The sequence below is a fragment of the Methylobacterium sp. C33D genome (assembly GCF_053345825.1).
Map to the genome: position 1 here is coordinate 158,484 of NZ_JBKFAV010000004.1, position 12,935 is coordinate 171,418.

Genomic DNA, 12,935 nt, shown 5'->3' on the forward strand with positions numbered 1-12,935 from the left:
TCTCCCCCTTCAGTGCTGCGTCGTGTCGAGATGGCCCTTGGCGGCGGCGCAGGCGTCGACCGCCTTCTTGGCCGCCTCCGCCAGGGTATCGGCGGTGATGAGATCGAGGCCGCTGTCGGCCAGGATCTTCTTGCCCGCCTCCACGTTCGTGCCGGCGAGCCGGACCACCAGCGGCACGTCGATCTTCACCTCGCGGGCCGCCTGGACGACGCCCTCCGCGACCCAGTCGCAGCGGTTGATGCCGGCGAAGATGTTGACGAGGATCGCCTTCACATTGCGGTCCGAGAGGACCAGCCGGAAGGCCGTGGCCACCCGCTCGGGGGACGCACCGCCACCCACATCCAGGAAGTTCGCCGGCTCGCCGCCCGCGTGCTTGATCATGTCCATGGTGGCCATGGCCAGCCCGGCGCCGTTGACGATGCAGCCGATCTCGCCCTCGAGACCGATATAGCTGAGGTTGTGCTCGGCGGCCTGGGCCTCCCGGGGATCGCCCTGGGACGGGTCGTGCATGTCGGCGATGCCGGGCCGGCGGAACAGCGCGTTGTCGTCGAAGCTCATCTTGGCGTCGAGGGCCAGCACCCGGTCGTCCTTGGTGACGACGAGCGGGTTGATCTCCAGCATGGTGCCGTCGCAGTCGCGGAACGCCCGGTAGGCGTTCATGATCGTCTTCACCGCGGCCGAGACCTGCTTGATGTTCAGCCCGAGCTGGAAGGCGATCTCCCGGGCCTGGAACTGCTGCAGGCCGACCGCCGGCTCGACCACCACCTGGATGAGCGAGTCCGGCTCGTTGGCGGCGATCTCCTCGATGTCCATGCCGCCGCGCTGGCTGGCGATGACCCGCACGCGCTCGGCCTTCCGGTCCAGCACGTAGCCGAGGTAGAGTTCGCGCTCGAACGGGTCGGCGGTCTCGACGTAGACCCGCTGCACCGGCTTGCCCTCGGGGCCGGTCTGGTGCGTGACGAGGCGCTTGCCGAGGAGGTCCTTGGCGGCGTCGCGGACCTCGTTGTAGGTCCGGCACAGCTTGATGCCGCCGGCCTTGCCGCGGGCGCCCGCGTGGATCTGCGCCTTGACGGCCCAGAACGAGCCGCCGAGCTCGGTGGCGGCGTAGACCGCCTGGTCCGGGCTGAACGCGATGGCTCCTTTGGGGACGGCCACGCCGAAGCTCGCGAGCAGCTCCTTGGCCTGATACTCGTGGACGTCCATTCGGCGCCTCCTCCGCGGTTCGTTGCCGCCGTTGACGCCCTCTACTTTAGTTGAGTCGAAAGATTACGCCCGTCAAATTTTTTAAGCCCCTGATTGACCGCGACTTTTTCGCGGTCGCAGCACGGACCGTATTCGATATTGCGACGCAGCATACAGAAAAACAACGAGGCCGGGGCATCATGCACCCGGCCTCGACTGTTGAATCGATACAAAGTTCGCTGGAACGCTTCGTTCGATGCGCCCGCTCCGTCATCACGAGCGCCGCGAAGTGACCCAGGGCAGCGCGACCTCTGACATTGCGACGCCGACTGGATTGCTTCGCTCCGCTCGCAGAGACGGCGGCGTCGACGTGATCGAACCGAACGCGCTGTTCAGCGCGGCGCTGCCCCAGCGGGGACGCGCCCGCCCTCCGCGAAGGACGAAGGGCGTCGCGGTTCAGTTCACCTTGTCCTTCACGACCGCGTAGACCTTCTCGGTCAGCGCGCCGGCATCGGACAGCAGGTCCTCCAGCTCCTTCAGCCGCTCGTCGGCGAACGCGCGGTCCTCGAGGCCCTTAGCGTTCACGTAGACGTTCAGCGCCGCGCTGCGCAGGCCGGCATAGGCGGACAGCACCGCCACGCCGGCATCCGACACGACGTTGAGATTGCCCTTGTCGGCCGTGATCGCCGCGAGGTCGATCACGGCGCGGCAGGCCCGGCAGCAGGCGAGCGGCACGTCGCAGGCGGTCCTGAGCGCCGCCTGGATCTTGTCCGCGCGCGCGGCCTTCTCGTCGTCGGTGGCCTTGGGCAGGCCGTAGGCGCCCATCACCGCGTCGAACGCCTGGACGTCCTCGCCGATCATGCCGGTGAGCACGACCCGCAGGCCCTCGGACTTGGCCAGGACCTCCTTCATCTCGGCCTCGACCTCGACGTACTTCTTCTTGCCGATGGTGAGGTTGCAGACCATCGACACCAGGGCCGCGCCCATGGCGCCGGAGATCGCCGCCGCGCCGCCGCCCCCGGGGGTCGGGGCGGCGCTCGCCAGCTCCGTCAGGAAGGTCTGGATGGTCGCGTTCTCTGGCTGCTGCGTGTCCGACATGGGCGCCCCTCCGGTCAGGCCATCGTCTTGGCGAGGGCGTAGATCTCCTCGGCGTCGAGCACCTTGTCGGTGCTCTCGAAGAGCTGCCCGACGCAGGCCCGGTGCAGCTTGAGCTTCAGGCCGCCGATGCCGAGGGCGCCGAAGGCCTGCTTGCCGTTGCGCTCCTTGCCCTTGTCCATCACGTCGATGCCGCCGATGCCGGTCGGGGGCTGCGCGTTGTAGTCGGCGACGAACTCGATCGACGAGTCCTGCGCCCAGGCGGCCTCCGGCAGCAGCTCGACGCCGATGGCGCCGGCCGTGAACACGAGGTTCGTGCCCTTCACCAGGGCGACGCGGGAGGCCTCGTCGGGGGTCGCGGCGGCCTTCACGTTGACCTTAAAGCGCTTGTTGATCTGGTCCGCCGCGGCCTGGGTCTTGTCGAGGGCGCGGCCCGCGATGGTGACCTCGGCGCCCTCGCCGGCGAGCAGGGCGGCCGAGCGCATGCCGACCGGGCCGGTGCCCGCCAGCACGACGGCCTTCTTGCCCTGGAGCGAGCCGGCGGCCTTGGCCACCAGCGCGACGCCGGCGGCGGCCGTGGTGTTCGATCCGTTGGAATCGAGCATGACCGAGACCCGGAACGGACCGAAGAAGCGCTTCTTGACCGCCGTGAACAGTTCCTCACCGGCCGCCATGCTGCCGCCGCCGACGAAGATCGCCGTCGACTTCTTCTCGGAGCCGCCGCGCGTGTAGATCGTGCCGTCCACCAGCGCGCCGACATTGTCGGGGTTCACGCCGCCATAACCGGTGATGTGGTCGGCGCCGCCGTCGTAGCCGACGACCGTGTCGAACACGTTGGGGACGGCATCGGTGTCGAACAGGAACAGCAGCTTCTTGGTCATGTCTTAACCTCGGCCCAGGATGGGCATGATCACGTCAGGGACATCCACCCCGTCATTCCGGGCCGCGGAGCGGAGCCCGGAATCCAGACGCACAGGTGATTCTCGGCCGACACCGTCGGCGGCTCCGGTTTCCGGGCCCGCCTGCGGCGCCCCGGAACGACGGCGTGCGATCTGCGTCGCGTCAGCTCTCGACCACGTTCTGCGGCTTGCCCGCCACGAAGGCCTCGACGTTGTCGACGAGCTGATCGGCGAGGATCTGCATCGCCTCCTTGCTCGCCCATGCGACGTGCGGCGTGACGATCAGGTTCGGCAGGTCGGCGTCGCACAGGATGTTGCCGTCCTTGGGCGGCTCCTGCGCCACCACGTCGAACCCGGCGCCCGCGATGGTGCCGTCCTTGAGCGCCTCGAGCAGGGCCGCCTCGTCCACGAGCCCGCCGCGGGCCGTGTTGATGAGGATCGCGCTCTTCTTCATCTTCTTGAGCTCGGCGGCGCCGATCATCCCCTTGGTGTCGGGGGTCAGCGGCACGTGCAGCGTGATCACGTCGGACTGCGTCAGGATCGTCTCGAAATCGACGAGCCCGTCCTGCGGGAACACGTCGTAGGCGAGGACCTTCATGCCGAGCGCCTCGGCGCGCTTGGCGATCGACTTGCCCAGCGCCCCGTAGCCGACGATGCCGAGCGTCGAGCCGGCGATGTCGTAGATCGGGTAGTCGAAGTAGCAGAACTGCTTGGACTTCGCCCAGTCGCCGCGCCGGACCGAGTTGGCGTAGGGCACGATCGCCCGGCGCAGGGCGAACATCAGCCCGACCACGTGCTCCGGCACGGTGTTGAACGCGTAGTTGCGGATGTTGACGACCGTCACCCCCTGGGCCTTGGCCTGGGCCTTGTCGACCACGTCGGTGCCGGTGGCGGCGACCGCGATCAGCTTCAGGTCGGGGAGCTGCTTCAGCGTCTCGGCCCGCATCGGGACCTTGTTGATCAGCGCGATCTCCGCGCCCTGGAGGCGGGAGACGATCTCCTCCGGCGTCCAGGTCGACTCGTGCTCGACGTATTCGTGCGGGAAGTTGAACGGTCGGACCCTGGCATCGAGGGATTCACGATCCAGGAACACGATCTTCTTGGTCATAGGACCCCTCTCGGACGACGGGCGGCTTCCTCGATAGTCTTGTTCTTACTTGCGCGTCGGGGCGGGCCCGGCAACCCGGTCCCGCCCCGATCGCGTGCGCGGTTCACGCCTTATGCAGCGGATTCTCGCGCAGGTAGCTGGAGGCGGCGGCGACGCCCGAGCCCGGCGTGACCTTGATGCCGCAATCGAGCATGGCCATCTCGGCGCCCGCGATGGCGCCCAGCAGCGACAGCTCGTTCAGGTCGCCCAGGTGGCCGATGCGGAACACCTTGCCGGCAACTTTGGACAGGCCGGCGCCCAGCGAGAGGTTGTAGCGCTCGTAGGCGTGTGTGATCACCTTGGCGGCGTCGGCGCCCTCCGGCACCACGATCGCCGTGACCGTGTCGGAGTTCCACTTCGGCTCCTTGGCGCAGGGCTTGAGGCCCCAGGCCGCCACGGCCTGGCGGGTCGCCTCGCCGAGCACGTGATGGCGGTGGTAGACGTTCTCCAGCCCCTCCTCCTTCACGATCGCCAGCGCCTCGCGCAGGCCGTAGAGCAGCGGCAGGACGGGGGTGTAGGGGAAATAGCCGGTGGCGTTGGCGGCCAGCTGGTCCTTCCAGGCGAAGTAGGCGTGGCCGAGCCGGTCGTTGCGGCCGGTGCCGCCCTCGGCGATCTTGAGCGCCTTCGGGCTGATGCAGATCAGGCCGAGGCCGGCCGGCAGCATGAAGCCCTTCTGCGAGCCCGCGATGGCGCAGTCGACCTTCCAGTCGTCCATGTAGAACGGCAGCGAGCCGATCGACGAGATGCCGTCCACGAACAGCAGCGCCGGGTGGCCGGCGGCGTCGATCGCCTTGCGCACCGCGCCGATGTCGCTGGTGACGCCGGTGGCGGTCTCGTTGTGGACGACCATCACGGCCTTGATGGCGTGATCCTTGTCGGCGCGGAGCGCCTCCTCGATCTTCTGCGGGTCGGCGCCGGCGCCCCACTCCTCGTCCTGGACGATCACGTCGAGGCCGAGGCGCTGGGCCATGTCGACCCAGAGGTGGCTGAACTGGCCGTAGCGGGCGGTGAGCACCTTGTCGCCGCGGCAGAGGGTGTTGGACAGGGCCGATTCCCAGATGCCGGTGCCCGAGGACGGGAACAGGATGACCGTCCCGTTGGTCGAGCCGAACACCATCTTGGAGTCCTGCAGCAGCGGCTTGACCAGCTCGGGGAAGCTCGGCGAGCGGTGATCCTCCGACGGCACGTGCATGGCGCGCAGGACGCGCTCCGGGATGTTGGTGGGGCCCGGGATGAAGAGGTGGTTGCGACCGGGGCGCCGGGTTGCGGCCATGATGTTTCCTCCGAAAAGTCCGTTGCGCGCGGGCGTGACCCCGCGCCGGGTTGTTCAAGCGTCGTCAGGGAGTCGGTCCGGCGCCGTCGAAAGCGGCTCGCGCCGCACCCCCTCGAACGCCATCCTCTGCCGTGATCGGGGGGGCGTCCGCGGAGCGGCAGGCGGCCTCACGCCGCTCGCGTCGCGGCGCGCCCCCCGCGCGCCGGTCGCCTCCGAATTGCCGTCCCGTCCAACGGCTCCAGGGCCGTCCTCGCCGCCTTCCTGTCAAGGTCCGGGCGAGCTCGTGCCGAGCCGCCGGTTCTTGGTATTATGAGGCGGTGAAGCTCGAAAGGAAAACCGGAAAAACTTCCGGAACTTGCCAAAAAAATTTTTTGTGCGCCGCAGCGAAGTCGAGCTCCGGTTGAGAGGCTTCGCGGCGCCGCACACCGAAGTCTTTCCGCCCCGTCCGGACCCGCGTCATCAAACTGAGATCGGATCGCGCTCTGGATCCCGGCACCGTACAGCCGCCGGGAGAGGATGCCGTGGCCGAGGTTGAGGAGATGCCGGTCCGCGTGCGGACGCTGTTCCTGTCGGACCTGCATCTCGGCACGCGCGGCTGCCAGGCCGGCCTGCTGCTGTCCTTCCTGAAGGATTACGACGCCGACACGATCTACCTCGTCGGCGACATCGTGGACGGCTGGCAGCTGCGCTCCGGCTGGTACTGGCCGCAGGAGCACAACGACGTGGTGCAGAAGCTCCTGCGCAAGGTCCGCAAGGGCGCGCGGATCGTCTACCTGCCCGGCAACCACGACGAGTTCCTGCGCGACTACGTGGGGACGAGCTTCGGCGGCATCGAGCTGGCCGAGACCGCGATCCACGAGGCGGCCGACGGCAAGCGCTACCTCGTCATCCACGGCGACCAGTTCGACATGGTGGTGCGCCACTCGCCGTGGCTCGCTCACCTGGGCGACGGCGCCTACACGCTGGCGCTCTCCCTCAACACGCTGATCAACAAGGTGCGGCGGCGCCTCGGCCTGTCCTACTGGTCGCTGTCGGCCTGGGCGAAGCTGCGCGTGAAGAACGCGGTGAGCTTCATCGGCCGCTTCGAGACGATCCTGGCCGAGGAGGCCCGACGCCACGGCGCCGACGGGGTGATCTGCGGCCACATCCACCACGCCGCGGACCGGCCGATCGGCGACCTGCGCTACCTCAACACCGGCGACTGGGTGGAATCCTGCACGGGGCTCGTGGAGCATTACGACGGCCGCATCGAGGTGCTGCACTATCCGAGCCTCCTGCGGGCGCGGGCGACCGAGGCCCTGCCGCAGCCCCTGCCGGGCCGGCGCGCGGTGGCGTGAGGGTGCCGCCGTGAAGCTCCTGATCGCCAGCGACGCGTGGCACCCGCAGGTGAACGGCGTCGTGCGCTCCCTCGAGCAGATGGTCCGGCGCGCGCCGGAGCACGGCTTCGCCACGACCCTGCTGTCGGTGGCCGATTTCCGCTCGCTGCCGCTGCCGGGCTATCCCGAGATCCGCCTCGCCTATGCCGGGCGCGAGCGGGTGGCGGCGCGCTGGCGGGCCGAGCGGCCGAGCCACGTGCACATCGCCACGGAGGGGCCGGTCGGCCTCGCGGCGCGCCGGCACTGCCTCACCCACGACCTGCCGTTCACGACGAGCTACCACACGCGCTTCCCGGAATACCTCGCCGCCCGCGCCCCGGTGCCGGAGGCGTGGTCCTACGCGTACCTGCGCCGGTTCCACGGCGCCGCCCGGGGGACGATGGTCAGCACCGCCTCGCTCCAGGGCGAACTCGCGGCGCGGGGCTTCGGCCGGCTGATGCGCTGGACCCGGGGCGTCGACACGGAGCGGTTCCGGCCGGCCGAGCCCGGGACGCCCGTGCCGCCGGAACTCGCCGGCCTGCCGGGACCGCTGTTCCTCTACGTCGGGCGGCTCGCCGTGGAGAAGAACGTCGCGGCCTTCCTGAACCTCGACCTGCCCGGCACGAAGGTGGTGGTCGGCGACGGGCCGGACCGCCCGCGCCTGCAGGCGCTCGCGCCGGAGGCTCGCTTCCTCGGCACCCGCACCGGCGCGGACCTCTCGGCGGTCTACGCCGCCTGCGACGTCTTCGTGTTCCCGAGCCTCACCGACACGTTCGGCATCGTGCTGCTGGAGGCACTGGCCAGCGGCCTCCCGGTGGCGGCCTTCCCGGTGCCGGGCCCCAACGACGTCGTCGGCGGCACCCGGGTCGGCGTGCTCGACCCGGATCTGCGGGTCGCCGCGCTGGCCGCCCTGCGCCTGTCGCGCGCCGAGTGCCGGGCCGAGGCCCTGCGCTGCGGCTGGGACGTGAGCGCCCGGCAGTTCTTCGGCAACATCGTCGAGGCGCATGGCGGTGCCCGGAGCACCCGCGACGCCGCCTGACCCGTGACGGCGTCCGCGCGGCATGGCAGGACGGCGCCATGCCGCCCGCCATGCCGCCGATTAAGCCGCCAGCCAGACCGGCCGGGTCCGCCAGAGCCCGCCCCCCGGTCGCCGGGCCGTTCGATCCCGCCCGGGCCGCCGCGTATCCGGCGGCGATCGGCTGCGACGAGGTCGGCCGCGGCGCGCTCTGCGGACCGGTGGTGGTGGCCGCGGTCTGGTTCGATCCGACCGCGATCCCGGCCGACCTCCTCGCGGCCCTCGACGACAGCAAGCGCGTCCCCGAGCCCGTGCGGGACCGGCTGGCGCCGCTGATCCGCGCCCACGCGCGGGTCGCGGTGGCGGCGGGGTCGCGCGCCCTGATCGACCGGATCAACATCCGCGGCGCGACCCTCGACGCCATGGCGCGGGCGGTGGCGCGGCTCGGCCTCGCCGCGCCCGTGCTGGTCGACGGGCGCGACGCCCTGCCGGGCCTGCCCGGCCGCGCCGTGATCGGCGGCGACCACCTCGTGCCGCAGATCGCCGCCGCCTCGATCGTCGCCAAGGTGCTCCGCGACCAGCTGATGCGGCGCCTCGCCCGGCGCCATCCCGGCTACGGCTGGGAGCGCAACGTCGGCTACGGGACGGCCGTCCACCGCGCCGGCCTGACGCAGCTCGGGCGCAGCCCGCACCATCGGCTCAGCTTCACCCGCGGCTTCGACTGAGGCGGGCGGGGGGTCACGCGGCCCGGACGCCCGTGAGGAAGTGCTGGACCTCCGCGGCGAGCTCCTCCGACTGACGCGCGAGCGCGGTCGCGGCCTTGAGCACGTGGTCCGCGGCGCGCCCGGTCTGGTCGGCCGCCTGCGCCACGCCGGCGATGTTGCCGGTCACCTCCTGCGTGCCGGCACTGGCCTGGGCGACGTTGCGGACGATCTCGCGCGTGGCCGCCCCCTGCTGCTCCACCGCGGCCGCGATGGCCGCCGCCACGGTGTCGATCTCGCCGATCCGGCCGGTGATCGTGCCGATCGCCCGCACCGCCTGCCCGGTCACGGCCCGGATCTCCCCGATCTGCCGCCCGATCTCGTCGGTGGCGCGGCCGGTCTGGGTGGCCAGTGCCTTGACCTCGGTGGCGACCACCGCGAAGCCGCGCCCGGCGTCGCCGGCCCGCGCCGCCTCGATCGTGGCGTTGAGCGCCAGCAGGTTCGTCTGTGCCGCGATGCCGGCGATGAGCTCGACGACGGCGTCGACCCGGGCGACCGACGCGTTGAGCGCCGCCACCAGGGCGGCCGTCTGATCGGCCTCGCCGACCGCGCCCCGGGCCAGATCGGACGAGCCCTGGACCTGCCGGCCGATCTCCTGGACGGAGGTGCCGAGTTCCTCAACCGCGGCGGCGACCGTCCTGACGCCGGCGGAGGCCTCCTCGGCAGCGGCGGCCACGGTATCGGACTGGCTGGCGGTCTCCTGGGCGGTCGTGGTCATCTGCCAGGCCGTGGTCTGCAGCTCGGTCGCGGCGGCGGAGACCCGCCCGACGATGCCGGCCACCGCCGCCTCGAAGGTGTCCGCCAGCGCGTGCGTCACGGTCCGGCGCTGCAGCTCCGCGGCGCGCGCCGCCTCGGCCGCGTCCGCCTCCAGGGCGCGGGTGCGGACGAGGTTGTCCCGGAAGACCTGCACGGCCGCCGCCATCGCGCCGATCTCGTCCCGCCGCCCGCGGGCCGGGATCGGCACGCCGGCGTCTCCTTCCGCGAGCGCCTGCATGGCGCGGGTCATGGCCCGTAACGGCCGGAGCACCCAGCGGAACACGATGATGATACCGCCGACCGCCAGCAGGACCGCGGTGGTCAGGAACAGCACGGCCCCGGAAAGCGCGCGCTCCGACTCGGCGGCGAGGAGCTGGGCCCGGTCGATCATCGCGTCGAGACCCGCGTGGACCAGATCGAGAAGCACCTTCCCGTCGGCGATGTCGCGCGCGCGCAGCGCCTCGGCCTCGATGCCGGGCGGCCTGCCGCGGCTGAGCGCGTCCGTGACCGCTACGCGGCGCCGCGCCGACTCACCCTCGAAGTTGCTGGCTCCCGCCTTCTCGAAGGCGGTACGCAGGGCGACCGGGACGTCCCCCGTGAACAGGCCGACGACTTCCCCCCAGTCCGCCATCAGGCGTCCCCGCTCCTCGGCCGCCGCGACGATCTCCTCCTGCGACCAAGCCGCCTTGGCAGCCACCGAGGTTTCGATACGGCGCCAGGAATTGCCGAGGGCGACCCGCGTCGCCCAGCTGGCGCGCTTGATGTCGAGGGCCTTCGCCACCGCCGCGTCACGGCGCGGAATGGCCGCGTCCACCGCGGCGTTGGTTGCCGCGAAGGCGTCGAGGAGGCTCGTGACGGCTGTGTCGAAGGTCTGTCCGAACGCCGCATCGCGGCGCTCCCTCGGGAGCGCGACGACCGTGTCGATCTGTGGCCTCAGCGCGGCCAAGGTCGCTTGCGCACTCCGAAGCGGCTCCAGCGTTGCCTGGACCGACGGCACGGCGAGGTCGCGCACGAGGGTCCAGAATTCGCTCTCTGCGTCCATCAGGGCCTGCCGCTCGGACAGCTGATCCGCCCTGTCGGCAACCGAGATCGGCCCCTCAACGGCCAGGACCTTCTGAACGATGCCCCGCGCCATGCGGGCCGCCATCACCGATCGGAGCAACGTGCGGCTGACACGCGTGAGCGTGACGACGCGCTGCCCCTCTCGCGCATGCTCCACGGCGCTCAGAAGCGTGTCTGTACGCACCGCAATCAGCATCACCCCCATACCCAGCAATACTAATCCGATGACCGAACCTATTGAAAATCTAAAATATCGAGACAAAGCGAGACCCTTCTTGAAAAAGAACCGGAAAACGACTTCATAGATGACGAAAGATCTTCGCTGTCAACCTCGGATTTACGACTCAATCGAAATGTGTATTCTGACAAACACGGTTAAACCTCAGGTCAACAAGCCAAGTATTCGCGCGGTCGAACTCCTCATCTCCGCGAGGAGCGCGGTATGTCGCCGTGTCGATCTGAATTCGAGATGGATGATCGGTCGCTGATGCACCGACAGCGGAGTCATTTCGCCCGAAGAGCGCTCCGCTCGTACGATCCCGGCTCGCCGGGCTCGACGCCCCGCCGGCTCAGAACAGCGTCAGCTGTGCCCCCGGCTTGCGGAAGGACTCCCGATTCAGCTCCATCCGGCCGAAGGCGAAGCCGAGTCGCGTGCCGGCGAGGCGGACCCGCTGACCGATCATCGCCGCGTAGGCCCCCTCCCCGCGGAAACGGTGGCCGAAGCGCGGGTCGTTCTCGCGCCCGCTCCGGGCGTCCCGCAGGAGCGCGAAAGCCCGCGCCCGACGCTCCGGATAGTGCTCGGCGAACCAGTCGGCCACGAGATCGGCGACTTCGCCGGGGAGGCGCAGCAGCGCGTGGCCGATGCGCGTCGCACCGTGCGCGCGCGACTCGGTCAGGATCGATTCGATCTCGTGATCGGTCAGGCCGGGAATGACCGGCGAGACGTTCACCATGACCGGCACCCCCGCCGCGCTCAGCGCGCGCATCGTCGCGAGCCGCTTGCCCGGCCGCGGCGCCCGCGGGTCGAGGCGGCGTGCGAGGCCCGGATCCAGCGTGGGCAGCGAGATCGCCGCCAGCACGAGGTTATCCGCCGCCATCTCGGCCAGGAGGTCGAGGTCGCGCAGCACCAGGTCCGACTTCGTGGTAATGCTGACGGGGTGGCGGGCCTCGCGCAGCACCTCCAGCACCGCGCGGGTGAGCCGGTGCTCCCGCTCGACCGGCTGATACGGGTCGGTAGCGGTGCCGAGGGCGATCGTCTCGGGTCGGTAGCCTGGCGCGGCGATCTCGCGGGCGAGGAGCCGGGCGGCGTCCGGCTTGGTGACGATCCGCGACTCGAAGTCGAGCCCCGGCGACAGGCCGAGCCAGGCATGGGTGGGGCGGGCGTAGCAGTAGATGCAGCCGTGCTCGCAGCCGCGGTACGGGTTGATCGACCGATCGAACGGGATGTCGGGCGAGCTGTTCCGGGCGATGATCCGGGCCGACCGCTCCGGCGTGACGTGCGTGCGCAGGGGTGCCGGCGCGTCGGTCGTCCAGGTCTCGTCGTGGAACGCCTCGTGCCGGGCGGATTCGTACCGGCCCGTCGGGTTGGCGGTCGCGCCGCGCCCACGCCGGGCGGCCGGATCGGCGGCGCTCGGGCCGAGTCGCGGCGCGGCCCCGGGTGCGGTCCCGTCGCGCGTGTCCCCCATGACGCCTCGTCCTCCGCCCGGATCGGGACCGGAACATAGAGCGAACACGACGTCGGCAAACGCCTCTTTTTCAGGCAAATCCGGCTCCATCGCCCGTCCGGGCCGCGGCGCGTCCGCGCGGAGGCGGCGGGGCAGTTTACGGCGGCGCAGAATCGTCTATGCGCGCGCTCATGCTCTCAGCCGTGACCTATCTGGCCGAACCGGCCGATCCGGACGCGATCGATCGCCTGGCCGACACGCTCAGCGTGCTCGTCTCCGGCGTGGCCGGCGGCCTCGTCGGCGACGCGGTGATCGTCGCGGGCCGCGAGAGCGAGGCCGTGGCGGCCGTCGCGGAAGCCACGGGCGCGACCCTCGTGCTGCACCGGGGCGGGAATCCCTACGCGGCGGGTGCCGCCGCGGCCCGGCGGGACTGGATCCTGTGCCTGGAGGCGGGCGACGTCCCGGCCGAAGGCTGGATCCGCACCCTGGACCGCTTCGTCGGGACGGCGCGGCCGGAGACGGCGCTCGGCCGCCTGCACCGACCGGCCGGGAGCTGGCTCGGCGGCATCGTCAGACGGGTGGAGACGGTCGCCGGCGCCCGGCAGGCCCGGGCCGGCGACGTCGTCCGGCGCGAGGCGCTGCGTGCCGAGGGCGCGTTCGCGGGCCGCCTCAAGGTCAGGCCGCTGATCGCGCGCGTGGAACGCGCCTGACCCCACGGATCCTGGC

The 12,935-nt window shown here is 70.9% G+C and carries 11 protein-coding genes; 4 read left to right on the forward strand and 7 right to left on the reverse strand.

Annotated features, from left to right (window positions below; translation table 11 throughout):
* Window positions 1-9: 9 nt before the first annotated feature.
* The 5 genes from ACLBXO_RS04335 to ACLBXO_RS04355 form a co-directional block, all read right to left on the reverse strand.
* A complete protein-coding gene (locus ACLBXO_RS04335) occupies window positions 10-1,203 on the reverse strand; it encodes a malate--CoA ligase subunit beta (protein WP_447684606.1) in 1,194 nt (397 codons plus the stop codon).
* Between the two features lie 435 nt (window positions 1,204-1,638).
* Entirely contained in the window at window positions 1,639-2,280 is a 642-nt protein-coding gene (gene fchA / locus ACLBXO_RS04340; RefSeq protein ID WP_447684607.1) for a methenyltetrahydrofolate cyclohydrolase, read from the reverse strand.
* A 14-nt stretch (window positions 2,281-2,294) separates the two neighbouring features.
* Window positions 2,295-3,158 carry an NADP-dependent methylenetetrahydromethanopterin/methylenetetrahydrofolate dehydrogenase gene (locus ACLBXO_RS04345; protein WP_447684608.1) on the reverse strand — a complete coding sequence of 288 codons (864 nt, stop codon included), beginning with the start codon at window positions 3,156-3,158 and terminating at the stop codon, window positions 2,295-2,297.
* Window positions 3,159-3,339: 181 nt separating this feature from the next.
* Window positions 3,340-4,284 (reverse strand): D-2-hydroxyacid dehydrogenase, encoded by a 945-nt coding sequence (locus ACLBXO_RS04350; protein ID WP_331313484.1) that lies wholly within the window; start codon window positions 4,282-4,284, stop codon window positions 3,340-3,342.
* 103 nt (window positions 4,285-4,387) lie between these two features.
* On the reverse strand, window positions 4,388-5,596 hold the full coding sequence (locus tag ACLBXO_RS04355) for an aminotransferase class V-fold PLP-dependent enzyme (protein ID WP_149310232.1): 1,209 nt from the start codon (window positions 5,594-5,596) through the stop codon (window positions 4,388-4,390).
* A 521-nt stretch (window positions 5,597-6,117) separates the two neighbouring features.
* Here ACLBXO_RS04355 and ACLBXO_RS04360 point away from each other — a divergent pair.
* The 3 genes from ACLBXO_RS04360 to ACLBXO_RS04370 are packed head-to-tail and all read left to right on the forward strand — an operon-like array spanning window position 6,118 to window position 8,691.
* Complete coding sequence (locus ACLBXO_RS04360; RefSeq protein WP_331313483.1) at window positions 6,118-6,933, forward strand: UDP-2,3-diacylglucosamine diphosphatase; 816 nt, start codon at window positions 6,118-6,120, stop codon at window positions 6,931-6,933.
* A gap of 10 nt (window positions 6,934-6,943) precedes the next feature.
* The gene (locus tag ACLBXO_RS04365) at window positions 6,944-7,990 is read left to right on the forward strand and encodes a glycosyltransferase family 4 protein (RefSeq protein WP_447684609.1); all 1,047 of its coding nucleotides are present in this window, start codon (window positions 6,944-6,946) and stop codon (window positions 7,988-7,990) included.
* Window positions 7,991-8,028: 38 nt separating this feature from the next.
* Window positions 8,029-8,691 carry a ribonuclease HII gene (locus ACLBXO_RS04370; protein WP_447684610.1) on the forward strand — a complete coding sequence of 221 codons (663 nt, stop codon included), beginning with the start codon at window positions 8,029-8,031 and terminating at the stop codon, window positions 8,689-8,691.
* 13 nt (window positions 8,692-8,704) lie between these two features.
* On the opposite strand, the gene ACLBXO_RS04375 is transcribed toward ACLBXO_RS04370, so the two are convergent.
* The gene (locus ACLBXO_RS04375; protein ID WP_447684611.1) at window positions 8,705-10,630 is read right to left on the reverse strand and encodes a methyl-accepting chemotaxis protein; all 1,926 of its coding nucleotides are present in this window, start codon (window positions 10,628-10,630) and stop codon (window positions 8,705-8,707) included.
* Window positions 10,631-11,114: 484 nt separating this feature from the next.
* Window positions 11,115-12,230, reverse strand: a complete 1,116-nt coding sequence (locus ACLBXO_RS04380; RefSeq protein WP_447684612.1) for a PA0069 family radical SAM protein — start codon at window positions 12,228-12,230, stop codon at window positions 11,115-11,117.
* A 158-nt stretch (window positions 12,231-12,388) separates the two neighbouring features.
* Between ACLBXO_RS04380 and ACLBXO_RS04385 the strand changes: the two genes are divergently transcribed.
* Window positions 12,389-12,919 (forward strand): hypothetical protein, encoded by a 531-nt coding sequence (locus ACLBXO_RS04385; protein ID WP_447684613.1) that lies wholly within the window; start codon window positions 12,389-12,391, stop codon window positions 12,917-12,919.
* The last annotated feature ends 16 nt before the right edge of the window (window positions 12,920-12,935 follow it).

Excerpts from the sequence above, each read along its gene's own strand:
- fchA (WP_447684607.1), bottom strand. The coding sequence starts at position 2,280 with ATGTCGGACACGCAGCAGCCAGAGAACGCGACCATCCAGACCTTCCTG.
- ACLBXO_RS04355 (WP_149310232.1), bottom strand. The coding sequence starts at position 5,596 with ATGGCCGCAACCCGGCGCCCCGGTCGCAACCACCTCTTCATCCCGGGC.
- ACLBXO_RS04370 (WP_447684610.1), top strand. The coding sequence starts at position 8,029 with ATGCCGCCCGCCATGCCGCCGATTAAGCCGCCAGCCAGACCGGCCGGG.
- ACLBXO_RS04385 (WP_447684613.1), top strand. The coding sequence starts at position 12,389 with ATGCGCGCGCTCATGCTCTCAGCCGTGACCTATCTGGCCGAACCGGCC.
- ACLBXO_RS04375 (WP_447684611.1), bottom strand. The coding sequence starts at position 10,630 with ATGGCGGCCCGCATGGCGCGGGGCATCGTTCAGAAGGTCCTGGCCGTT.
- ACLBXO_RS04380 (WP_447684612.1), bottom strand. The coding sequence starts at position 12,230 with ATGGGGGACACGCGCGACGGGACCGCACCCGGGGCCGCGCCGCGACTC.
- ACLBXO_RS04350 (WP_331313484.1), bottom strand. The coding sequence starts at position 4,284 with ATGACCAAGAAGATCGTGTTCCTGGATCGTGAATCCCTCGATGCCAGG.
- ACLBXO_RS04345 (WP_447684608.1), bottom strand. The coding sequence starts at position 3,158 with ATGACCAAGAAGCTGCTGTTCCTGTTCGACACCGATGCCGTCCCCAAC.
- ACLBXO_RS04335 (WP_447684606.1), bottom strand. The coding sequence starts at position 1,203 with ATGGACGTCCACGAGTATCAGGCCAAGGAGCTGCTCGCGAGCTTCGGC.